At 63.5% G+C, this 23,996-nt stretch carries 14 protein-coding genes and 1 pseudogene; 11 read left to right on the forward strand and 4 right to left on the reverse strand.

What is annotated here, in order from left to right; all coding sequences use genetic code 11:
• The first annotated feature begins 78 nt into the window (after positions 1-78).
• From hutH to hutG, 4 genes are all read left to right on the forward strand, one after another.
• On the forward strand, positions 79-1,611 hold the full coding sequence (hutH, locus tag CAG18_RS10855) for a histidine ammonia-lyase (RefSeq protein WP_003259868.1): 1,533 nt from the start codon (positions 79-81) through the stop codon (positions 1,609-1,611).
• 154 nt (positions 1,612-1,765) lie between these two features.
• Positions 1,766-3,169 (forward strand): amino acid permease, encoded by a 1,404-nt coding sequence (locus CAG18_RS10860; protein ID WP_023663049.1) that lies wholly within the window; start codon positions 1,766-1,768, stop codon positions 3,167-3,169.
• A 16-nt stretch (positions 3,170-3,185) separates the two neighbouring features.
• A complete protein-coding gene (hutI, locus tag CAG18_RS10865) occupies positions 3,186-4,391 on the forward strand; it encodes an imidazolonepropionase (RefSeq protein WP_085720880.1) in 1,206 nt (401 codons plus the stop codon).
• Between the two features lie 10 nt (positions 4,392-4,401).
• A complete protein-coding gene (gene hutG, locus CAG18_RS10870; protein WP_085720881.1) occupies positions 4,402-5,205 on the forward strand; it encodes an N-formylglutamate deformylase in 804 nt (267 codons plus the stop codon).
• Positions 5,206-5,264: 59 nt separating this feature from the next.
• Here hutG and CAG18_RS10875 read toward each other — a convergent pair whose 3' ends face one another.
• On the reverse strand, positions 5,265-10,790 hold the full coding sequence (locus tag CAG18_RS10875; protein ID WP_256573347.1) for a dermonecrotic toxin domain-containing protein: 5,526 nt from the start codon (positions 10,788-10,790) through the stop codon (positions 5,265-5,267).
• Positions 10,791-10,960: 170 nt separating this feature from the next.
• On the opposite strand from CAG18_RS10875, the gene pip reads away from it, so the two are divergent.
• From pip to CAG18_RS10910, 7 genes are all read left to right on the forward strand, one after another.
• Positions 10,961-11,932: a prolyl aminopeptidase gene (gene pip, locus CAG18_RS10880; protein WP_013974556.1), complete on the forward strand. Its 972-nt coding sequence runs from the start codon at positions 10,961-10,963 to the stop codon at positions 11,930-11,932.
• On the forward strand, positions 11,929-12,366 hold the full coding sequence (gene dtd / locus CAG18_RS10885) for a D-aminoacyl-tRNA deacylase (protein WP_013974555.1): 438 nt from the start codon (positions 11,929-11,931) through the stop codon (positions 12,364-12,366). The genes pip and dtd overlap by 4 nt, the downstream gene beginning before the upstream one ends.
• Positions 12,367-12,629: 263 nt before the next feature.
• On the forward strand, positions 12,630-14,351 hold the full coding sequence (locus CAG18_RS10890; RefSeq protein WP_218191471.1) for a glucan biosynthesis protein G: 1,722 nt from the start codon (positions 12,630-12,632) through the stop codon (positions 14,349-14,351).
• Entirely contained in the window at positions 14,344-16,917 is a 2,574-nt protein-coding gene (mdoH, locus tag CAG18_RS10895; RefSeq protein WP_085720884.1) for a glucans biosynthesis glucosyltransferase MdoH, read from the forward strand. The genes CAG18_RS10890 and mdoH overlap by 8 nt, the downstream gene beginning before the upstream one ends.
• Before the next feature lie 253 nt (positions 16,918-17,170).
• On the forward strand, positions 17,171-17,968 hold the full coding sequence (locus CAG18_RS10900) for a transporter substrate-binding domain-containing protein (RefSeq protein WP_024087841.1): 798 nt from the start codon (positions 17,171-17,173) through the stop codon (positions 17,966-17,968).
• 78 nt (positions 17,969-18,046) lie between these two features.
• The gene (locus tag CAG18_RS10905) at positions 18,047-19,009 is read left to right on the forward strand and encodes an amino acid ABC transporter permease (protein WP_015272097.1); all 963 of its coding nucleotides are present in this window, start codon (positions 18,047-18,049) and stop codon (positions 19,007-19,009) included.
• Entirely contained in the window at positions 19,002-19,736 is a 735-nt protein-coding gene (locus CAG18_RS10910) for an amino acid ABC transporter ATP-binding protein (protein ID WP_085720885.1), read from the forward strand. The genes CAG18_RS10905 and CAG18_RS10910 overlap by 8 nt, the downstream gene beginning before the upstream one ends.
• 133 nt (positions 19,737-19,869) lie before the next feature.
• Here the strand turns inward: CAG18_RS10910 and CAG18_RS27475 are convergent, their stop codons facing one another.
• The 3 genes and pseudogenes from CAG18_RS27475 to CAG18_RS10920 form a co-directional block, all read right to left on the reverse strand.
• A complete protein-coding gene (locus CAG18_RS27475; RefSeq protein WP_371807312.1) occupies positions 19,870-20,763 on the reverse strand; it encodes a methyl-accepting chemotaxis protein in 894 nt (297 codons plus the stop codon).
• A 9-nt stretch (positions 20,764-20,772) separates the two neighbouring features.
• Positions 20,773-21,813, reverse strand: a pseudogene (locus CAG18_RS27480) (methyl-accepting chemotaxis protein); the annotation flags it as partial.
• A 263-nt stretch (positions 21,814-22,076) separates the two neighbouring features.
• Positions 22,077-23,993 (reverse strand): methyl-accepting chemotaxis protein, encoded by a 1,917-nt coding sequence (locus tag CAG18_RS10920; protein ID WP_015272095.1) that lies wholly within the window; start codon positions 23,991-23,993, stop codon positions 22,077-22,079.
• Positions 23,994-23,996: the final 3 nt, after the last annotated feature.

Below are 23,996 nucleotides of genomic sequence, written 5' to 3' on the forward strand. Positions count from 1 at the left end.
GGGTGATACTGAACAACAAGAAGGAGCACGCAGGCACTCACAAACGGGCCTGCGGCTCCACGCGATTGGAGTAGTGAAGTGACCGAATTGACCCTCAAGCCCGGCACCCTGACCCTGGCCCAGCTGCGCGCCATCCATGCCGCGCCCGTGCGCTTGCAACTGGACGCCAGCGCCGCGCCGGCCATCGACGCCAGCGTTGCCTGCGTCGAGCAGATCATTGCCGAAGACCGTACCGCCTACGGCATCAACACCGGTTTCGGCCTGCTGGCCTCGACCCGCATCGCCAGCCACGACCTGGAAAACCTGCAGCGCTCGCTGGTGCTGTCCCACGCCGCCGGTGTCGGCGCGCCGCTGGATGACGACCTGGTGCGGCTGATCATGGTGCTGAAGATCAACAGCCTCAGCCGTGGCTTCTCCGGCATCCGTCGCAAAGTCATCGACGCGCTGATCGCCCTGGTCAACGCCGAAGTCTATCCGCACATCCCGCTGAAGGGTTCGGTGGGCGCTTCCGGCGACCTCGCCCCGCTGGCGCACATGTCGCTGGTGCTGCTGGGTGAAGGCAAGGCCCGCTACAAGGGCCAGTGGCTGCCAGCAACCGAAGCCCTGGCCGTGGCCGGCCTCGAGCCGCTGACCCTGGCCGCCAAGGAGGGTTTGGCCCTGCTCAACGGCACCCAGGCGTCCACCGCCTATGCCCTGCGTGGCCTGTTCCAGGGCGAAGACCTGTACGCCGCTGCCATCGCCTGCGGCGGCCTGAGCGTCGAAGCCGCACTGGGCTCGCGCTCGCCGTTCGATGCGCGCATTCACGAAGTGCGTGGCCAGCGCGGCCAGATCGACACTGCTGCCTGCTTCCGTGACCTGCTGGGCGACTCCAGCGAAGTGTCGCTGTCGCACAAGAACTGCGACAAAGTCCAGGACCCGTACTCGCTGCGCTGCCAGCCTCAGGTCATGGGCGCCTGCCTGACCCAGCTGCGCCAGGCCGCCGAGGTACTGGGCATCGAAGCCAACGCCGTGTCGGACAACCCGCTGGTGTTCGCTGCCGAAGGTGACGTGATTTCCGGCGGTAACTTCCACGCCGAGCCGGTGGCCATGGCCGCCGACAACATCGCCCTGGCCATCGCTGAAATCGGTTCGCTCAGCGAGCGCCGTATCTCGCTGATGATGGACAAGCACATGTCCCAGCTGCCGCCGTTCCTGGTGGAAAACGGTGGGGTCAACTCGGGCTTCATGATCGCCCAGGTCACCGCTGCTGCCCTGGCCAGCGAAAACAAGGCCCTGTCGCACCCGCACAGCGTCGACAGCCTGCCGACCTCGGCCAACCAGGAAGACCACGTGTCGATGGCCCCGGCTGCCGGCAAGCGCCTGTGGGAAATGGCTGAAAACACCCGCGGCGTGCTGGCCATCGAATGGCTGGGCGCCTGCCAGGGCCTGGACCTGCGCAAGGGCCTGAAGACCTCGGCCAAGCTGGAGCAGGCGCGCCAGGCGCTGCGCAGCGAAGTGCCGCACTACGACCGTGACCGCTTCTTCGCGCCCGACATCGAGAAGGCCGTGGAACTGTTGGCCAAGGGTCGCCTGACCGGCCTGCTGCCGGCTGGTGTGCTGCCAAGCCTGTAATGCCCCCAGGGGCCGCTGTGCGGCCCATTCACAGCGCAAGGCTGCTCCTGCAATGGCGACGCGCTCCCCTTGTAGGAGCAGCCTTGTGCTGCGAAAGGGCTGCAAGGCAGCCCCCCTCGATCTCACGACCACAAAAACAATTTAAGGACGTGACATGCAACAAGCTCAAGGTCTAAAACGCGGGCTAAGTGCCCGCCACATCCGCTTCATGGCCCTCGGTTCCGCCATCGGCACCGGCCTGTTCTACGGCTCCGCCTCGGCCATCCAGATGGCCGGCCCGGCTGTGCTGCTGGCCTACCTGATCGGCGGCGCCGCCGTGTTCATGGTCATGCGCGCCCTCGGCGAAATGGCTGTGCACAACCCGGTCGCCGGCTCGTTCGGCCACTACGCCAGCACCTACCTCGGCCCCATGGCCGGCTTCATCCTCGGCTGGACCTACGCCTTCGAGATGGTCATCGTCGCCATCGCCGACGTCACCGCCTTCGGTATCTACATGGGCTTCTGGTTCCCGGAAGTGGCCCGCTGGATCTGGGTGCTGGGCATCGTCTTCCTGATCGGCGGCCTCAACCTGTGCAACGTCAAGGTCTTCGGCGAAATGGAATTCTGGCTGTCGCTGCTCAAGGTCGGCGCCATCGTGGCGATGATCCTGGCCGGCCTCGGCATCATGGCCTTCGGCTTCAGCCAGGTAGGCACCGGGCAGGCCGTGGGTGTCAGCAACCTGTTCGACCACGGCGGCTTCATGCCCAATGGCGTGGGTGGCCTGATCGCTTCCTTTGCCGTGGTGATGTTCGCGTTCGGCGGCATCGAGATCATCGGCGTGACCGCCGGTGAGGCCAAGGACCCGCAGCGGGTCATCCCCAAGGCGATCAACGCCGTGCCGCTGCGCATCCTGCTGTTCTACGTGCTCACCCTGTTCGTGCTGATGTGCCTGTTCCCATGGCCGCAGATTGGCAGCCAGGGCAGCCCGTTCGTGCAAATCTTCAGTAACCTGGGCATCGGCTCTGCCGCCGCGGTGCTGAACATCGTGGTGATTTCTGCAGCGATCTCGGCCATCAACAGCGACATCTTCGGCGCCGGCCGCATGATGTACGGCCTGGCCCAGCAAGGCCACGCGCCGCGCGGCTTCAGCAAGCTGTCGAAGCACGGCGTGCCGTGGATGACCGTTGTAGTGATGGGTGCTGCGCTGCTGATCGGCGTGCTGCTCAACTACCTGATCCCGGAGAACGTGTTCCTGCTGATCGCCTCGATCGCCACCTTCGCTACCGTCTGGGTGTGGCTGATGATCCTGCTCACCCAGGTGGCCATGCGCCGCAGCATGAGCCGTGAACAAGTGGCCCAGCTGCAGTTCCCGGTACCATTCTGGCCATACGGCCCAGCCATGGCCATTGCGTTCATGGTGTTCATCTTTGGCGTGCTCGGTTACTTCCCGGATACCCAGGCGGCACTGCTCGTCGGCGTGGTCTGGGTGGTGTTCCTGGTGGCGTCCTACCTGCTGTGGTGCAAGCCGCGCGCAGGGCAGGGCAAGCCAGTAGCGGAACCGGCCGAGCTGCACCGCTAAGTAAAGGAGTCGATGTATGAGAACCGTCTGGCAGCACTGCCATGTGGCAACCATGGCCGAGGGCCGTTACTCGGCCATCGAGGACGCGGCCATTGTCACCAACGCCGGGCTGATCGAGTGGATCGGCCCGCGCGTCGAGCTGGCGTCGGTCGGGGCCGAACGTACGGTGGACCTGGGCGGCGCCTGGGTTACCCCCGGGCTGATCGACTGCCACACCCACGCGGTGTTCGGTGGCAACCGCAGCGGCGAGTTCGAGCAGCGCCTGCAGGGCGTGAGCTATGCCGAAATCGCCGCACAGGGCGGTGGCATCGCCAGCACCGTGCGGGCCACCCGCGCGGCCAGCGAGGACGAGCTGTTCACAAGTGCCCGCCAACGGGTCCAGGCGCTGATGCGCGATGGCGTGACCACCATCGAGATCAAGTCCGGCTACGGCCTGGACCTGGCCAACGAGCGCAAGATGCTGCGTGTGGCCCGGCGCCTGGCCGACGAGTTGCCTCTGGCGGTGCGCGCCACCTGTCTGGCAGCCCATGCCTTGCCGCCGGAATACGTCGGCCGGGCTGATGACTACATCGCGCACATCTGCGATGAAATGCTGCCGGCCCTGGCCGCCGAAGGCCTGGTGGACGCAGTGGATGCCTTCTGCGAACACCTGGCGTTCTCCCCGGCCCAGGTCGAGCGGCTGTTCATCAAGGCGCGCGAACTGGGCCTGCCGGTCAAGCTGCACGCCGAACAGTTGTCGTCGCTGCACGGTTCCAGCCTGGCGGCGCGCTACCAGGCGCTGTCGGCCGACCACCTGGAGTTCATGACCGAGGAAGACGCCATTGCCATGGCAAAAGCCGGCACGGTCGCCGTGCTGCTGCCGGGCGCGTTCTACTTCCTGCGCGAAACCCAGCTGCCGCCGATGGACGCCCTGCGCCGCCACGGTGTGAAGATCGCCCTGGCCAGCGACCTCAATCCCGGCACCTCGCCAGGGTTGTCGCTTCGGCTGATGCTGAACATGGGCTGCACATGTTTCCGTATGACGCCGGAAGAGGCCCTGGCCGGTGTCACCGTGCACGCTGCAACGGCGCTGGGCCTGGGCGACAGCCATGGCTCGCTGGAAGTGGGCAAGGTTGCCGACTTCGTCGCCTGGCAGATCGAACGCCCCGCCGACCTGGCCTACTGGCTGGGCGGCGACCTGCCCAAGCGCGTAGTGCGCAAGGGCCACGAAATTTCCAATTGAGTGAGGCACGATGGACAAGGTACTGAGTTTTCACCAGGGGCGCCTGCCGCTGCTGATCAGCATGCCCCACGCCGGCCTGAAACTGTCGCCGGCTGTTCGAGACGGCCTGGTCGAGCAGGCGCGCAGCCTGCCGGACACCGACTGGCATATTCCGCGGCTGTATGACTTTGCCCGCGAGATGGGAGCCAGTGTCGTAGCCGCGGAGTATTCGCGTTTCGTCATCGACCTGAACCGGCCGGATGACGACAAACCACTTTACGTCGGCGCCACTACTGGCCTGTACCCGGCCACACTCTTCGATGGCGAGCCATTGTTCAAGGACGGGCTGGTGCCGACAGGCGAGGAGCGCAAGCAGTATCTGGAGCAGATCTGGCGCCCCTACCACGACACGATTCGTCGTGAGCTGGCACGGCTGCGCGAGGAATTCGGCTACGCCCTGCTGTGGGACGCCCATTCGATCCGTTCGCTGATCCCGCACCTGTTCGACGGCAAGCTGCCGGATTTCAACCTGGGTACCTTCAACGGCGCCAGTTGCGACCCGGCTCTGGCCGAACAGCTGAAAGAGGTCTGTGCCCAGGCCCAAGGCTACAGCCACGTGCTCAATGGCCGCTTCAAGGGCGGGCATATCACCCGGTATTACGGTGATCCGGCCAACCACATCCATGCGGTGCAGCTGGAACTGGCGCAGAGCACCTATATGGAAGAAGCCGAGCCGTTCGATTACCGCGAAAACCTGGCACGACCGACACAGGAGGTGTTGAAGCAGCTTCTGCAGGCGCTGCTGGACTGGGGCCAGGCGCGTTACGGGCGGTGAAGTTCACCGGTGAGAATGGCGACGCGATGCAGGTTGTTCGCGTCGCCAGTCACTACTGCTCAGTTGTTGTTGATTTGCTTGATGGTGAGTTCGCGCAGTAGCTCCCTCTCTTCCTGATCCTTGTCATCTTGCAGGCCTTGCTGCAAGTTCAACTCGTCCTGAAGCGAGTGGTCCTTGCTTGCCAGCTCAAGCACCCGCAGGCGGAAACGTGCTTCTATTTCGGCGAATCGGTCGGCAAATTCGGCTCGCAGACGCGTGGTCCAATCCGTATTCGCCAGCATGTAATCGACCAGTGCATCGCTCAGTTCACTTTTCCGGACCTTCTCCAGCACGCTGGATAGCTCATCGCGCGCCAGGTTTGCAGCACCTCGAAAACGCATGCTGTCGGCGATCGGCAGGTCCAGTTCCTTGGCCAGTTCCCGTCGGTAGGCCAGGCGTACCGATACCCGGTCACCCGTGCCAGTCCGTTGGTTGGCCATCAGCTCCAGCTGTTCGACCCGGAAAAGTTGCAACAGGCGACGACGCAGTGCTTGGAGGGAGTCGCCGGCGTCGATCAACAGGCGTTGGCTCATCAGATACAGTTCAATATTGTTGAACTCCTGCAGCGCTCCATCGTGGCAGGTCTGCGAGCCGGTTGCCGGGTCGGGCAATGCCGCAGCGGCGATGCTCTCCATGATCGGGCGTTCGGTTTCGTTGCTTGCAGCCACCACCAGCATGATGCGTACCCGTTCGCAGAAGGTGGTTCGCGTATTCGGGTCAACGTACGGAGCGGCATTGTGCAGACGGCCTGTCAGACGCAACAGATCGCTGCCTTCAAGCTGCTCCCAACACTCCCGCAATGCTGCATTCTGTGCCTCGTTACCCAGCATCCAGTCCTCCAGCCTGGGCGTATCATCGCCGAGCAGTGGGAAGTGAGGGTGGTCGAGAGATCCTTCGCTGGAAGTATCGAAGAACATCAGGTCGTCGGGGATATCCAGGGCAAAGGAATAGCTGTGCTGGCTGTCCGAGAACGTGCGTACCCGCAGGATGGTTTCAAGAGGCAACGGGTTGTCGAACAAGGCGATCGACGAGATCGGCATGGGATTGTTCAGGTTCGACAGGATGTGCTCGGGCAACTGGGTGATGTTGTTCGAGCTCAGGTCGAGAAGTTCCAGTGGCAGCAAACTGTCACACCAGCTGGGCCAGGCTTGCAGGTTCATGTTGGTCAATGCGAGTGACTGCAGGTTGCTGGCCAGCGATGCGGGCACCCGGTCGATGCTGCCCATGCGGTTGCCCGACAGGTCCAGCGACGTCAGGTTTCGCAGCCCTGCGAAAATGTCGAGCATGGCCTGATCGACCTCAAGGCCCATGTTGCGAAACTCCAGGAAGGTGAGCTGGGGAAGGCGAGCCAGAGCGGATGCCAGCGAGGGCATGGCGGCCTGGTGCTCATCGATGGTCAACCGGCTGATGTTAGGGAACCGGCTGAGTAGTTCATCGAGCTGTGAGGCGCTGCCTCGCAACCGCGTCAGGCTGAGTGCGCGTACACGGGCGCCGAAGAACGCTGGAAGCCGCCTGGGGAAATGTTCGATGGCCACGTCCTCGAGTTGCAGGCGCAGGTAGGACTGGCCCTGCTCTTGTTGTTCCCAGAATTGACCGATCGCTGACGCGATACGTTGCCTGTCTGCTAGCGCGGCTTGGGTCAATGGGTTGCTCGAACTGGATGCCTGGGCCCAGCCATCGATCGCATCGCGCATCTGTCGTCGCTCATCGCGAATGCGTGCGAGTTGTTCGGATAGTGCTTCTGGCTGGTCCGTGGTGATGCCCGAGGTGTCGACGCGCTCGTTCAGCAACAATCGCTGCAGGTGAGATTCATTGATGCTGTTGCCTTCCAGCGAGATCACCGGTGGGGTGGTCAGCATGTCCGCTTCATGAAGCAGGAACGAGGGCAACGACCTGAGATTGTTGTGGCGCAACGACAGATGGGAAATGCGCGCCAGGGCGTCGCTGCCAATCCCGATCGGCCATTGGGCCAGCTGCATCTGGTCCAGGCCCAGGTAGTCCAGGGTCAACTCATGGAAACTTGGCCTGTTGCTCTGCGCCAGCCGGTTACCACTCAGGTCCAGATATCTCAATTGGCGAAGCCCTGACAGCAGGTTCAGGTCGCTTTCGGAGAGCGTCATGTTCTGGTTGGTGAGCACCAGTCGTTGCAACGCTGGCAGGCACTCGGTGATGGTGGGCACGCTGAACAGGAAGGGCGAGGGCGTTGCCCTGGGGTCAAACGCACGGCTGATTTCCAGCGACTCGATCTGCGGCATCTGCCTGAGCAGGCGCTGCAGCAGGCGCTCGTTTTGCGCCCAGCCCGCCAGCGATCCTGACGGTAGGTCGATCAGGCTCAGGCTGCGCACGCGTGTGTTGAAAAAAGCGGGCAAGGTGAGGGGTACGTCGGCAAGTGGGACGCGGGCGATACGCAGTTCGGTCGTGGGCTCTGCACTCTCCTCCAGCGCAGTCTCGTACCAATGTTGCATGATCGAGTCACGCAGGCTGTCGTAGTCGTGGGCTGCCTGGTCGCTTGCCGGCGAAATGGCTTCGCTCCAATCGTCCAGGCTGCTTTGCAGCTCGTTGCGTTGCTCCACCAGCGTCTGCAAATGCTCGAATATCTGCAGCTGTGTACGGCCGCGGCTGGCAAGTGCCAGCAGAATCTGATCTGCCGAGCGGCCGGTGCGTGTGGCGAGCCCTGTGGCTTCGATAGCTTCGAGCAGGCGCTGACGGGTGATGCCGTGGGTGGCCGGGCCTCCGCCACTGAGTGGGTAGCCCAGGCGGCCATCGGCCAGACGCATGGGAGAACGGTAGCCGGGGCGTACGGGCTGCATGCCCAGCAGCGCCCTCAGGGCTGGGCGGGGTAGTAACGGGCTTTCCTGTACAAGGCGCTGCAGCGCTTGCTGATCGGTGACGTCCATGCTCGCCATCGCCGCGGGCAGTGCCTCGTACAATGCAGCGTAAAGGCTTGGGTACACCTTGACCGCCGCACTGGGCAGGCTTTCGTCGTGGACGATGTACCCTGCCGGGGCATGGGTGATGGTCGTGTATGGGCGGGTGCCCGGAGTGCCAATGGCATGATGTTGGGTTGGCCAGGACATGCGCTGGAGCAGCCGGAGCCTGGTCTGTGCAGGCCAGCCTGGCAAGCGTTCGAGCGTATGCATGATCAACAGGTCGCTATCCCAGCTCGGCACGCTGGACAGGTACAGCCCTTCGCAGGTGCGGGCAAGGCGAATTTGTTGCTGGTAGACGCGGGCCTCCTCGCCAAGGCGCAGTGGTACCTTGCCACTGTCGAGCATCTGCAGTTCGAGGGCACTGGCCTCGCGTGCCAGCTCATTGGCGACTGCTGATGGCAATTTCGGATACGCCCTCTGGATGGCCTCGGCACCCGGCGCCAGGTCGTGCGAAAGGCCGGCGTAGGACCTGGCAAACTCAGCGGGCCGAGTGCTCTCGTCCGCCAGCTGGCGGACCGTTTCGTCCAGCTTGAAGCGTTGCAGGGTGTCTTCCAGCAAGGCCGGCAGCCGCTGGCTTTCGGCCAGGGCCCGGCGCAGCTCGTCTTCGTGTACGCCGCTGACGGCGATAATCCGTTGCAGCGTCGGCTCGTCGAAGTGCCCACTCAAGTGGCCGATGCGGCGCAGGAGTGTCATGCCCGACCAACTCAGTGGCTTATCCGTAACGTGCAACCATGCTCCGGCACCGTTGTGCCGCACTGGCGGCTGGTAACGGCGAGGACTTGCAGGGTGTTGCAAACGATATTCGCCAGTCGTTGGCGTTTGGCTGACGATGTACTGATTGCCCTGCAGTACCAGCCAGCGTTTGCCTTGGTGATGCCGTAGGCCCAGTTCGTCCGGTACCAGGTCATGGGGCAGTGTCTCGTGACTCTGGTAGGGTGTGAGGTCGGGTTTCCACAACCGCATCTGACCATCGGATGTTTCCACGACTTCCAGTTCTTCGATAAAAGAAGGCGTTTCTACAGGAATGCGGGGTATCCCTGGCTCCTCATCCTCTGGATCTTCTATTTCCGGCCCTTCCGGCGCCGTGCCAGTTTCGCTGCCCTGCGAGCCTCTCAATGCTTTGGCTACTGCGCTGAGGGCGGCCATGACGGCCACGTTTTCGATCACATCGACCAGATAGCCATAGGCAGTATCACGCTCGTCGTTTTCCCAGGCGTCGATCCCTTCATACACCTCTTGGGCCAGCTGGGCCAGGCAAACGGCAAGCATTGCCTCGCCAAGCCCCGGCACGAAGAAGCCGGCGATGTTCAAGGCCGTAAGCACACGGCCGGCGATTAGTTCCCGGTGAGCTTGCGTGGTGCGCCGGTCGACGATTTCGGTTGGCGTGGCGTGGAACAGCACATCCTTTTCATGACGCTGGACCTTCTGGAAAGCCATCACGCCTTGGAAGGCGTGGCTGAAAGGCTTCATGACCGGATACAGGGTGGCGTGCGGGTCCGGAACACGTTCATGCAAGCCGCGGACACTCCAGGCGAGGGGCATGAGCCGGTCCTTCAGGCGGGTGGTTATCGGCGCCTTGTCGCGGTCGGCGAGGTGCTTGTCCAGGTAGCCGATATCGGCCTGGAGCCTGTCGCGCAACTCTTCGTTCATGGCTTCCTGGCTGGCGAATTCCTTGAGGGGCGTTGTGCTGTCTTCGGGGATGTACAGCGCCACTGCCTGATGCTCTTCAGCTTGCAGGGTGATGAGCACAACGCCGGTCAGCTCGGCTTCCCACAAGTTGAGCAGGCTGAACGTCACCGGCGAAGAGGGCGATGGCGCCTGGTCAAGTGGCGTGGCAAGAGCGGCGGAATATAGCGCCTCGCTGATATCCCCCTTGAGGCGGGCGAAATGCAGGGATTGCCGGAATGCCGAGACCTCCGCACGCCCCAGTGTTTCATAAACGGCCAGTGCGGCTTCATCCGCGCCGAGTGGCGGCGTGGCCGCTGGATAGTAGATGGCATGTACCTGTTGATGGTATTTGCCGCCGATATCCAGCGTACGACACAAATCGGCGAAATCTTCGGCGGCGATATCCAGTGCATTGTTGATCGGCACGGTGCCCATGAAGCGCCGGTGATCGACTATGACCGACCTCTTGAGCAGGGAGGCGGGCGCGTCCATGCCATGCTCGGCAGCGGCATCCTGGTCGAAGTTGTGCAAGGCGCAGTGCAGCAGCGAGCGTGTAGCCCGGTCGACGGCCTGGCGGCTGTCGATGGCATTGGTCGTTTCGATCTGGCGGGCATCGACGAGGTAGGTGTTGCGCACGTCCAGGTCAAGCCTGAATCGCTGCTTGATGGCTTCGGTGAGTGTCTTGGTGGCATACGCTTCCAGGGTTGGAAGCTTTTCGAACAGCTTGTGCACCTGCACCTGGTGCTCGCGGTGACGTGCGTGCTCTTCCTGCCATGCCTTGGCGACTTCCGGTTGTTGCTGGATTGCCGTCGCCAGCCAGGCAGGGGCTTGATGCCAGTTGCGCATCGCGCTCTGGGTTTCTGGCGGAGCCTGCTTGAGCCAGGTGGGGATTCTGCGCTCGATGGTGGCGTAATGAACACTAGGTACGGCAGTGACTGCAGTTGGCATGGCGAAGCCCTTGCTTGATTTGGGGCGAGGGACTATCGCGGGCCTGTCTGAGCTGCTGGAGGTAGATATATGTGCCCTCGAGGTGCGGCGGCATCAGCGCGGGCAGTGCTCAAAGCGCAATTCAGGTTTATGATGGCCCACGGCCGAATAATCCTCACACGGAGTGCGCAATGCAGACCCTGTACCCGCAGATCAAACCCTACGCCCGGCACGATCTGGCCGTGGAAGCGCCGCATGTGCTGTATGTCGACGAAAGCGGCTCGCCAGAAGGTCTGCCGGTGGTATTCATCCACGGCGGCCCGGGCGCCGGTTGCGACGCCCAGAGCCGCTGCTACTTCGACCCGACCCTGTACCGCATCATCACCTTCGACCAGCGCGGCTGTGGCCGCTCCACGCCGCACGCAAGCCTGGAGAACAACACCACCTGGCACCTGGTCGAGGACCTTGAGCGCATCCGCGAGCACCTTGGCATCGACAAGTGGGTGCTGTTCGGCGGCTCGTGGGGCTCCACCCTGGCCCTGGCCTACGCCCAGACCCACCCCGAGCGGGTGCATGGCCTGATCCTGCGCGGCATATTCCTGTGCAGGCCCCAGGAGATCCAGTGGTTCTACCAGGAAGGCGCCAGCCGCCTGTTCCCCGATTACTGGCAGGACTACATCGCGCCAATCCCGCCGGAGGAGCGCGGTGACCTGGTCACGGCCTTCCACAAGCGCCTGACCGGCAACGACCAGATCGCCCAGATGCACGCAGCCAAGGCGTGGTCCACCTGGGAAGGCCGTACCGCCACCTTGCGTCCCAACCCGCTGGTGGTCGACCGCTTCTCCGAGCCGCAGCGTGCACTGTCGATCGCCCGTATCGAATGCCACTACTTCATGAACAACGCCTTCCTCGAGCCGGACCAGCTGATCCGCGATCTGCCGAAGATCGCCCACCTGCCGGCCGTGATCGTGCATGGCCGCTATGATGTGATCTGCCCGCTGGACAACGCCTGGGCGCTGCACCAGGCCTGGCCCAACAGCGAGCTCAAGGTGATCCGTGACGCTGGCCACGCGGCTTCCGAGCCGGGTATCACCGATGCCCTGGTGCGTGCCGCCGACCAGATGGCCCGGCGCCTGCTCGACCTGCCCCTGGAAGAAGCATGAGGGGCCTGCTGCAGCGCGTGCGCGGTGCACGGGTGGAGGTAGCAGGGGAGGTGGTCGGTGCCATCGACCAGGGTTTGCTGGTGCTGGTGGCCGTCGAGCCTGAAGATTCCCGTGAGCAGGCCGACAAGCTGTTGCACAAGCTGTTGAACTACCGGGTGTTCAGCGACGAGCAGGGCAAGATGAACCTGTCGCTCAAGGATGTCGGGGGAGGTTTGTTGCTGGTGTCGCAGTTCACCCTGGCGGCAGACACCCGCAACGGCATGCGCCCGAGCTTCTCGACGGCAGCGCCACCGGCCCTCGGCGCCGAGTTGTTCGACTATCTTTTGCAGCAGGCGAAGGCCCGGCACGCCGATGTGGCAAGCGGGCAATTCGGCGCAGACATGCAGGTGCACCTGGTCAATGATGGCCCCGTAACATTTATGTTACAAATATGAGGTTAAAAAACCCCTTGTTCACAGGAAAACAAGGGGTTTTGTACGATAAATAGTTGTTCCAGCCTGATGCGTTGTCACGCGACCTGCTGGATAATCGCGCGCTGCATGGACCTGCGTTCGCAGGTTCGTTTCACTCTGACTCGAGTATTGTCTGGATCCGTTTGGGGAATCATTACGCCCTCACGGGGTCCGAACAGTGCTCGCCAACCCGGCATTTGTCGCTGGCCGTTGGTTTCATGATCTGTTTTCGGCGAGGGTTGCTCGTGATTGTTAGTCCCCAAAAAGCATCAAGAATCCCCGGTACCGGGCTGCGCAAGGCCCTGATGGCCAGTGTTGCACTGGTCGGCCTGATGAGCGCGGGCCAGCTGTGGGCATTCAATCTTGACGATGTTGCAGCCAAGGCAAAGGATCTGGCCGGCCAGAAGTACGAAGCACCGAAAAGCAACCTGCCTGCCGTATTCCGCGACATGAAGTTCGCGGACTACCAGAAGATTCATTTCCTGCAGGAAAAGGCCGAGTGGGCCAAGGACAAGACCCCGTTCAAGCTGTCGTTCTATCACCAGGGCATGCACTTCGACACCCCGGTGAAGATCAACCAGGTCACCGCCACCAAGGTCGAGGAAATCAAGTACGACCCGAGCCGTTTCGAGTTCGGTGACGTGCCGCACGACCCGGAAACCACCAAGAACCTGGGTTACGCCGGCTTCCGCGTGTTGTACCCGATCAACAAGGCCGACAAGCAGGACGAGATCATGACCCTGCTTGGCGCCAGCTACTTCCGCGTGGTCGGCAAGGGCCACGTGTACGGCCTGTCGGCCCGTGGCCTGGCCATCGACACCGCACTGCCGTCGGGCGAGGAGTTCCCGCGCTTCACCGAGTTCTGGGTCGAGAAGCCCAAGCCGGCCGACAAGCACCTGGTGATCTACGCCCTGCTGGACTCGCCACGCTCCACCGGTGCCTACAAGCTGATCCTGCGCCCAGGCAACGACACCGTGGTCGACGTGCAGTCCCGCGTGTTCCTGCGTGACCATGTCAGCCGCCTGGGCATTGCCCCGCTGACCAGCATGTATTTGTTCGGCCCCAACCAGCCGTCCAAGGTCCTCAACTACCGTCCGGCCCTGCACGACTCCGAAGGCCTGTCGATCCATGCCGGCAACGGCGAATGGCTGTGGCGCCCGCTGAACAACCCGAAACACCTGGCCGTGAGCAACTTCAGCGTCGAGAACCCGCGTGGTTTCGGCCTGATGCAGCGCCAGCGCGCCTTCAGCGACTACGAAGACCTCGACGACAACTACCAGAAGCGCCCGAGCGCCTGGATCGAGCCGAAGGGGGACTGGGGCAAGGGCACCGTCGACCTGGTCGAAATCCCGACTGCCGACGAGACCAATGACAACATCGTGGCCTTCTGGAGCCCGGAAAAGCTGCCTGAGCCGGGCAAGCCATTCGAGTACGCGTACCGCCTGCACTGGACCATCGACGAGCCGAAGTTCCAGGCTCCCGAGCTGGGCTGGGTCAAGCAGACCCTGCGTTCCACCGGCGACGTCAAGCAGTCCAACCTGATCCGCCAGCCAGACGGCAGCGTGGCCTTCCTGGTCGACTTCGCCGGCCCGGCGCTGGCCGCCCTGCCGGAAGACACCGCCGTGCGCAGCCAGATCAGCGTGGGCGACAACGCCGAGGTGGTCGAGAACAACCTGCGCTATAACCCTGAGACCAAGGGCTGGCGCCTGACCCTGCGTCTGAAGGTCAAGGAAGCCAACAAATCGACCGAAATGCGTGCCGCGCTTGTGCGTGATGTGCCGGTCGAAGCCGCCAAGCCTGCCAAGGACGCCAAGCAGGACAAGGCTGCAGCCAAGCAAGCCAAGGCCGAGAAAGCCGCCAAGGCCGAACAACCTGCCGCCGATGCGGCGCCCACCAACGGGACCCCGGCCACCACCGAGAAGGTGCTGACCGAGACCTGGAGCTATCAGTTGCCTGCCGATGAGTAACTCAAGCGCAAGGCCGGAATCGCTTCGCGAGTACCTGGCCCACCTACCACTGAGCGACGAGCAACGGGCGGAACTCGCCAGCTGCACGTCATTCAGTGAGCTGCACCAACGCCTGGCGGCCAACCCGGCCGCCAGCTCTACCGAGGCCGTGCAGGCCTCGGTGGGCCCGCGCCTGACCGTAGGCAGCGCCGCCGAGCTGGAAGACGCCGAAATGCTTGGTGTCGACGGCAGCGGCCGCCTGTGCCTGAAGATCGCCCCGCCGATCAAGCGCACCAAGGTCGTGCCCGAGCCATGGCGTACCAACGTGCTGATCCGCATGTGGCGGCGCATGACCGGCCGCACCAACGCCCCGCAGCCGCCCAAGCGCGAGTTGCCGCCAGCCCGCTGGCGTACGGTCGGCTCGATCCGCCGTTACATCCTGCTGGCGCTGATGATCGGCCAGACCATCGTTGCCGGCTGGTACATGAAGGGCATCCTGCCGTACCAGGGCTGGTCGTTCGTGGACTTTGACGAAGTCGTCAACCAACCGCTGTGGGACACCGTGGTGCAGGTTTGGCCGTATGCCTTGCAGACGTCCATCCTGGTTCTCTTCGGCATCCTGTTCTGCTGGGTATCGGCGGGTTTCTGGACTGCGCTGATGGGCTTCCTCGAGCTGCTCACCGGACGTGACAAGTACAAGATTTCGGGTAGCAGTGCAGGCAACGAGCCGATCGCGCCCGAGGCGCGTACAGCGCTGGTGATGCCGATCTGCAACGAAGACGTGCCGCGCGTGTTCGCCGGCCTGCGCGCAACGTTCGAGTCGGTGGCCGCCAGCGGCAACCTCGATCGCTTCGACTTCTTCGTGCTCAGCGACACCAACGACACCGACATCGCCGTGGCCGAGCAACAGGCCTGGCTGGACGTGTGCCGCGAAACCAAAGGCTTCGGCCGCATCTTCTACCGCCGCCGTCGGCGCCGGGTGAAGCGCAAGAGTGGCAACCTCGACGACTTCTGCCGTCGTTGGGGCGGCGAATACAAGTACATGGTCGTACTCGACGCCGACAGCGTCATGAGCGGCGAGTGCCTGAGCAGCCTGGTGCGCCTGATGGAGGCCAACCCGGACGCCGGTATCATCCAGACCGGGCCGAAGGCCTCGGGCATGGACACCCTGTATGCGCGCCTGCAGCAGTTCGCCACCCGCGTGTACGGCCCGCTGTTCACCGCCGGCCTGCACTTCTGGCAGCTGGGCGAGTCGCACTACTGGGGCCACAACGCGATCATCCGCATGAAGCCGTTCATCGAGCACTGCGCCCTGGCGCCGTTGCCGGGCAAGGGTGCTTTCGCCGGTGCAATCCTCTCCCACGACTTCGTCGAAGCCGCGCTGATGCGCCGTGCCGGCTGGGGCGTGTGGATTGCCTACGACCTGCCGGGCAGCTACGAAGAACTGCCGCCGAACCTGCTCGATGAGCTCAAGCGCGACCGCCGCTGGTGCCACGGCAACCTGATGAACTTCCGCCTGTTCCTGGTCAAGGGCATGCACCCGGTGCACCGTGCGGTGTTCCTCACCGGTGTGATGTCGTACCTGTCGGCACCGCTGTGGTTCCTGTTCCTGGTGCTGTCGACCGCGCTGCTGGCGACCAACACGCTGATGGAGCCGCAGTACTTCATCGAGCCGTACCAGCTCTACCCGCTGTGGCCGCAGTGGCACCCGGAGAAGGCCGTGGCGCTGTTCTCCACTACCATCGTGCTGCTGTTCCTGCCCAAGCTGCTCAGCGTCATTCTAATCTGGGCCAAGGGCGCGACCGAGTTTGGCGGGCGCATCAAGGTCACCCTGTCGATGCTGATGGAGATGCTGTTCTCCATGCTGCTGGCACCGGTGCGCATGATCTTCCACACCCGCTTCGTGCTGGCCGCGTTCCTCGGCTGGGCCGCGACCTGGAACTCGCCGCAGCGTGACGACGACTCCACGCCGTGGAGTGAAGCGGTGCGCCGCCACGGCCCGCAGACCCTGCTGGGCATCGCCTGGGCGGCGCTGGTCGCCTGGCTGAACCCGAGCTTCCTGTGGTGGCTGGCGCCAATCGTTGGTTCGCTGGTGCTGTCGATCCCGGTTTCGGTGATCTCCAGCCGCACCCGCCTGGGCCTTGCCGCCAAGGACGAGAAGCTGTTCCTCATCCCCGAGGAATATGCCACCCCGCAAGAACTGCTGGCCACCGACCAGTACACCCACGAAAACCGCTGGCATGCCCTGCATGACGGCTTCGTGCGGGCTGTGGTCGACCCGCGGCAGAACGCCCTGGCCTGTGCCATGGCCACTGCCCGTCATGGTCAGGCAGCGCCGATCGAGGCATTGCGCGCCGAGCGCGTGGCCAAGGCGATGGAGGTAGGGCCGAAAGGGCTGGATCTCAATACCCGCCTGGCCCTGCTCAGCGACCCGGTGGCGCTGACCCGCCTGCACGAGCAGGTCTGGGCCGAGCACAATGCGGCGTGGATTGACGTGTGGCGTGCGTCGATCAAGAACGACCCGCATTCGCCGCTGTTGCCGTTGCATCCGGAGAATGAAGGCCAACCGGCACTCGTCGGCGCCTGACAGGGCCTATTCGCGGGCACGCCCGCTCCCACAGGGTACTTCACAGCCTTTGAGGCATGCGCTGTACCTGTGGGAGCGGGCGTGCCCGCGAAGCTTTTCAGGGCTCCCACCGATTTTGGCCAACAAAGTCCCCCCCGGCTCTAGGTCCCCGAGCCGCCATGCGTTAGCATCCCTCTCCGATATGACGCATCGGCCGCCACGGCCATGCCAACAATAAGATTCGCTACTTTTCTTGCTAGGGGACTTGGTGATGATCAAGAAATACCTTTCGCGACTGCTGGTCGGTGTCACCGCCCTGGTCGCCGTAACGGCCGCCCAGGCGGGCGCGATCGATGACGCGGTCAAGCGCGGCACCCTGCGGGTGGGCATGGACCCGACCTACATGCCGTTCCAGATGACCAACAAGCGTGGCGAGATCATCGGCTTCGAAGTCGATATCCTCAAGGCCATGGCCAAGTCCATGGGCGTCAAGTTCGAGCCGGTATCCACGGCCTATGACGGCATCATCCCGGCCCTGCTGACCGACAAGTTCGACATGATCGGCAGCGGCATGACCCTGACCCAGGAACGCAACCTGCGCCTGAACTTCAGCGAACCCTTCATCGTGGTTGGCCAGACCCTGCTGATCCGCAAGGAACTGGCGGGCGAGATCAAGTCGTACAAGGACCTGAACAACGAGAAGTACCGCATCACCTCCAAGCTCGGCACCACCGGCGAAATGGTTTCCAAGAAGCTGATCGCCAAGGCCAAGTACCACGGCTACGACAACGAGCAGGAAGCGGTGATGGACGTAGTCAACGGCAAGGCTGACGCCTTCGTCTACGACGCGCCGTACAACGTGGTGGCAGTGGACAAGGCCGGTGCCGGCAAGCTGCTGTTCCTCGAAGAACCCTTCACCTACGAGCCGCTGGCCTTCGGCCTGAAGAAAGGCGACTACGACAGCATAAACTTCATCAACAACTTCCTGCACCAGATCAAGCATGACGGGACCTACGATCGTATTCACGACAAGTGGTTCAAGAACAAGGACTGGCTGAAGGAAATGGAATAAGGCCCAGGCCACAAGCCGGCTTTATGACCCCGACGCGCAGGCAAACCCTGCGCGTTTGCATTTACGGAAGTACCCCACGTGATCAAACACAAGAAAGCCCAGTGGCCCTGGCACGGTTTGACTGCTCTGGTCCTGGTGGGCCTGGCGTTCAGCCTGTACATGGCCACCTCGATGATTTCCTACGAGTGGCGTTGGAACCGCGTACCGCAGTACTTCGCCTACAAGGCCGAGGAAGCACAGCGCGCCGCCGGTTACGGCACCGTGCAGGACATCGTCATCTCTGGCGACAATGCCCGTGTCACGCTGAAAGATGAGAGCGGTGCCGAGCAGGTGCTCGATGTAGACAAGGACAGCCTGCAGCTGGCCCGTGGCGACGACGTTTCCGAAGGCGACCAGATTGGCGTCACCCGCCACTGGGCGGCCGGCCCGCTGGCCTGGGGCCTGTGGACCACGCTTTGGATTTCTGTGGTGTCCGGTGCCCTGGGGCTATTGATCGGCCTGTTCGCCGGCCTCTGCCGCCTGTCCAGCAACCCTACGCTGCGGGACCTGTCGACGGTGTACGTCGAGCTGGTGCGCGGTACACCGCTGCTGGTACAGATCTTCATCTTCTACTTCTTCATCGGTACCGTGCTCAACCTGTCCCGCGAGTTTGCCGGGGTGGCCGCACTGGCGTTGTTCACTGGCGCCTACGTGGCCGAAATCGTTCGTGCCGGCGTGCAGTCCATTGCCAAGGGCCAGAACGAAGCGGCCCGCTCGCTGGGCCTGAACGCGGGCCAGTCGATGCGCCACGTCATCCTGCCGCAGGCCTTCAAGCGCGTGCTGCCGCCTTTGGCCGGCCAGTTCATCAGCCTGGTCAAGGACACCTCGCTGGTGTCGGTGATCGCCATCACCGAACTGACCAAGAGCGGCCGCGAGGCCATTACCACCTCGTTCTCGACCTTCGAGATCTGGTTCTGCGTGGCAGGCCTGTACCTGCTGATCAACCTGCCGCTGTCGCACCTGGCCAGCCGGCTCGAGCGGAGGCTTGCGCAAAGTGATTGAAGTCCGTGACCTGCTTAAAGTCTTCGACACCCGTGGCCACGCGGTACGGGCTGTGGATAACGTCACCACCCAGGTCGCCAAGGGCGAGGTGGTGGTGGTGCTCGGCCCGTCGGGCTCGGGCAAATCGACCTTCCTGCGCTGCCTCAACGGCCTGGAGCATTTCGACGAAGGCCATGTGGCCATCGACGGCCTGCAACTGGCCGACCCGAAGACCGACATCAACGCCTACCGCCGCGAAGTCGGCATGGTGTTCCAGCACTTCAACCTGTTCCCGCACATGACCGTGCTGGAGAACCTGTGCCTGGCGCAGAAGGTGGTGCGCAAGCGCAACAAGGCCGACCGCGAAGCCAAGGCCCGGGCGCTGCTGGAGAAGGTAGGCATTGCGCAGAAAGCCAACGAATACCCGTCGCGCCTGTCCGGTGGCCAGCAGCAGCGGGTGGCGATCGCCCGGGCCCTGGCCATGGACCCGAAAGTGATGCTGTTCGACGAGCCAACCTCGGCGCTTGACCCGGAAATGGTCGGCGAGGTGCTGGACGTGATGAAGACCCTGGCCCAGGAAGGCATGACCATGGTCTGCGTTACCCACGAAATGGGCTTTGCCCGTGAAGTGGCGGACCGCGTGCTGTTCTTCGATCATGGCAAGCTGCTGGAAGATTCGGCCCCGGCCGCGTTCTTCGCCTCGCCGAAAGACCCGCGCGCGCAGGCGTTCCTGCGCCAGGTGCTTTAACCGAAGGGGGCGCTTTGCGCCCCAATCGCCGGCAAGCCGGCTCCCACAGGAGTGCCACAGGTACTGAGAACTATACGGTCCCTGTGGGAGCTGGCTTGCCGGCGAATGGGCCGCAAAGCAGCCCCCCGCAATCTCAAATGCTGAACCGCCCCACCATCCCCCGCAACTGCTGCCCCAATTGCTCCAGTTCCCCGCTCGAAGCCGCCGTTTGCTCACTGGCCGCACTGGTCTGATCCGACACATCGCGCACATTCAGCACACTGCGATTGATCTGCTCGGCGACCACGCTCTGCTCTTCGCTGGCCGTGGCGATCTGCTGGTTCATGCCCTGGATGTTCGACACGGTGTCAGTTATCTGGCTCAGGGCCTGGCCTGCCTTGCGACTCAGCTCCACGCTCTGCTCGGTCAGGCTCTTGCTGTTGTCCAGCAGGCGGGTCACTTCGTCGGTGCCGTTGTGCAGGCTGTCGATCAGTTGGCCGATTTCCTCGGTCGCCGTCGAGGTACGCTGGGCCAGACCGCGCACTTCATCGGCCACCACGGCAAAACCACGCCCGGCTTCACCCGCCCGTGCCGCTTCGATCGCCGCGTTCAGGGCCAGCAGGTTGGTCTGCTCGGACACTGACTTGATCACATCGAGGATGCTGCCAATGCGCTGGCTCTCGCCCGCCAGGTGCTGCATGGCCGCCAGACAATGGTCCATCTGCCCGGCCAGCTGTTCGATACGGCCAATGGCTTCGGCCACCACCTGGTCGCCGATCTGCGCCTGCTGGTCGGCGTTGGTCGCCGCCAGCGAGGCCTGTTCAGCGTTCTGCGCCACTTCCTGCACGGTGGCGCTCATCTGGTTCATGGCCGTGGCCACCTGGTCGGTTTCCTCGCGTTGCTGGTTGATGCGCAGCTTGGTGTCTTCGCTGCTGGCCGCCAGCTGTGTGGCGGCCTGTGACAGGTGGCTGACGCCCTGGTCGATGCCACCGATCAGCTCGCGCAGGCTCAAGGTCATTTCGCGCATGCTGGTTTGCAACTGGCCCATCTCGTCGCGGCGTTGCACCGGTTCGACCTGGCTCAGGTCGCCCTTGGCGATGCGCCCGGCCACGGCCAGGGTCTGGCGCAAAGGTTGGGTGATCTGCAGGGTGATCAGCCAGCCGGCCACGACGCCTACGACCAACGCCAGCAGGGCTACAGTGGTCAGCAGCGAGCGGGCCTCAAGGGCTTCCCTGTCGCGCTGCTCGATCTTGCGTTTGCCAAGTTCCAGGCTTACCGCGCGCAGCTCGTTGCCCATGTTCTCCATGTTGTTTTGCAGCTGTTCGACACGCACCGCAGCCCGACGATACTCATCCAGGCTGGCGCGGTACTTGGCCAGCTGCTCGCCGGGCTGCTGGGTGAGCGCATGGGGCAAGCCAAGTGGAGCAAGGCCTTTGAGCAGTTGCGCAAGGCTGCTGGCGGCGGCATCCAGGGAGGTGTCGCCGACCTTGGCGAAGCTTTCCACAGGGGAGAAGGTATAGGCCGGAATCAGGCTCTGCTGGTTGGCACCGTCGATATGTCGGCCAAGCGTGTCCATCAGCCCCAGCACACCGCTTTGCTGGCTGTCGGCAGGCATCCTCAGCAAGGCCTGGGTCTGGAGATCGTCGATTACTTCGGTGAGCTTCTGCTCATGGGCCTGCATGGCCTGGCGCAGGGCGATACGCTTGGCGACAGTATTCTCCAGCGCGCTGAAATCGCCGCGCAGGCGCTGCAGCAACGCCAGCTTTTCGGTCAGCATCTGCCGGGATTCATCCACGCTGCTACGTTGTTGCAAGGTGCTCAGCATGCTGTTGAGCTGGTCGAGAATGTTGGCTATCCGCGTTCTGCTGGCATTGTCGTTGAGTACGCGGTAAGTGATGCGCTCTGCGCGCAAGTCTTTGGTCAGGTCGTTGATCAGGCCGATTTCGCTGAGTTGCTGCGAGCGCACAATGGCGTCATCCAGTGCACGCCAGCCACTGACGGTGGTGGCCAGGGTAAGCAGCAGGACTACGGCAAAGCCGAGGGCGAGCTTGGCTGCGACACTGATGTTGCCGAGCTTGCGGTTGAGGTAGCCGAGCATGAGGAATCTCCGTGCGATTGGGGGCGAGGATGCAGGCGCATTGCTGGCATCACACCTTTGCCAATCGGCAGCGGAGCTGTAGGACTTGACCTGATAATCAGGTAGGAAATTTCACTTCAACAGGTAGGAATACTCCACCTGCGCCGGCCTCTTCGCGGGTAAACCCGCTCCCACAGGTACTGCACAGATATTGAGAACTGTGCGGTACCTGTGGGAGCGGGTTTACCCGCGAAGAGGCCAGTACAGGCGACCTACACATCAGCCTAGAGCCTGAACCGCCCCACCAACCCTTGCAGGTGGGTACCCAACCGCGCCAGCTCCACGCTGGAACTGGCCGTCTCTTCACTGGCCGCCGAGGTCTGGTCAGAAATATCCCGCACGTTCATCACGCTGCGGTTGATCTCCTCAGCAACAGCCGTCTGTTCTTCCGCTGCCGTGGCAATCTGCTGGTTCATGGCCTGGATCGAAGACACGGTACGGGTGATGGTCTCCAGCGAACTGCCGGCTCGGCGGGTCAGTTCGACGCTGCTGTCGGTCAACTGGCGGCTGCTGTCCATCACGCTGGCCACACGCTGGGTGCCGCTCTGCAGGCCGGCAATCAGCTCTTCGATCTCTTCGGTCGATTGCTGGGTGCGCTGCGCCAGGCTGCGCACCTCATCAGCCACCACAGCAAAGCCACGCCCGGCCTCGCCGGCCCGGGCCGCCTCGATCGCCGCGTTGAGGGCCAGCAGGTTGGTCTGCTGGGCCACCGACTTGATCACGTCGAGCACGCTGCCGATCTTGTCGCTTTCGGCCTTGAGCTGGTTCATCGCTTCGCTGGAATTGACCACTTCGCCGGCCAGGCGCTCGATCTGCGCCACCGCCTCGCCCACCACACGGTCGCCTTCGCGGGCTTGCTGGTCGGCCATCAACGCAGCTTCCGAGGCCTGCTCGGCATTGCGCGCCACCTCATGCACGGTGGCGGTCATCTGGTTCATGGCGGTTGCCACCTGATCGGTCTCGACCTTCTGGTTGTTGACTCCGGCACTGGTCTGCTCGGTCACCGCCGACAGCTCCTCGGCAGCACTGGCGATCTGCGTGACGCCATCACCGATACCGCTGATCAGTTCGCGCAGGCCCTGGGTCATGCGCTGCATGCTGGCCTGCAACTGGCCCAGTTCGTCGCGGCGTTGTACCTGCAGGTTCAGGGTCAGGTCGCCACTGGCCACGCGCTCGGCGGCGTGCAAGGTCTGGCGCAGCGGGACGATGATTTGCCGGGTGATGGCCCAGGCCGCCAGCAGGCCGAGGGCCAGCGCCAGCACGGTGGCCACGGCGAGCACGGTCTTGGCCTGGGCCGCCCCGGCGTCGCGCACAGCGGTTTGTGAGGTGGTCATCGCCTGGCTGGTCTGCAGCAGTACCGTGCCGTGCTCGACCATGCTCTGCAGGGCCTGCTCACTGGCGGCCTGGGCATTGCCGAACTGGGTGACCGCGTCGCGGTAGCCTGCCAGGGCGGTGGTGGCATCGTCCAGGCTGGCAGCGTGCTCCGCCGGCACTTTGGCCGGTAGCGCGCGTAGCTCGGCCAAGGCCTGGTCGATGGCCTTCAGCGCCGTTTGCTGGTAGTCGGCGTTGCCGCTGTAGGTGTAACCGCGTACCTGGAACCGCGCCTGTTGCAACAGGGCGCTGACTTCCACCGCGTGCTGGTACTGGCTGATATCGCCACCCTGCAGCAGGCCGCGTTGCACCCGGCCAATCAGCTCCGCGGCCTTGTCGGCAGTGTCGCCTAGCACGGCGCGGCTGGCCTCGCGGCGCTGGCCGGCCTGTTTCAGGTCGTTGAATGCCTGCTGGTAGCCGCGCACGGCCTCGCGCTGCTGCTCAAGGCGCTGTCTGTCAGCGGGCTGCTCGATCTGCCCGAGCATAAGCTGCACCTGGCGCTCGAGATTGCCCAGGGCTTTTTCCAGCTCTGCCACCGAGGCTTCGTCAGGCTGGCGCTGGTAATGCTGGCGGGCGATGCGCAGTTCCTGGGTGTACTGCTGGATGACCGAGATGTTTCCCAGCTTGTCGCCACGGTTGATGATGCTGTCCATGCCGTGCCAGCCAGCCAGGGTAATGGCCAGGGTCAACAGCAGCACCAGGCCGAAGCCCAGCCCCAGTTTGCGATTGACGCTCACATTGCCCAATGATTGGGCGAACCATTGATACATGTA

The organism is Pseudomonas sp. B22(2017), from assembly GCF_002113105.1.
Taxonomy (GTDB): domain Bacteria; phylum Pseudomonadota; class Gammaproteobacteria; order Pseudomonadales; family Pseudomonadaceae; genus Aquipseudomonas; species Aquipseudomonas asiatica.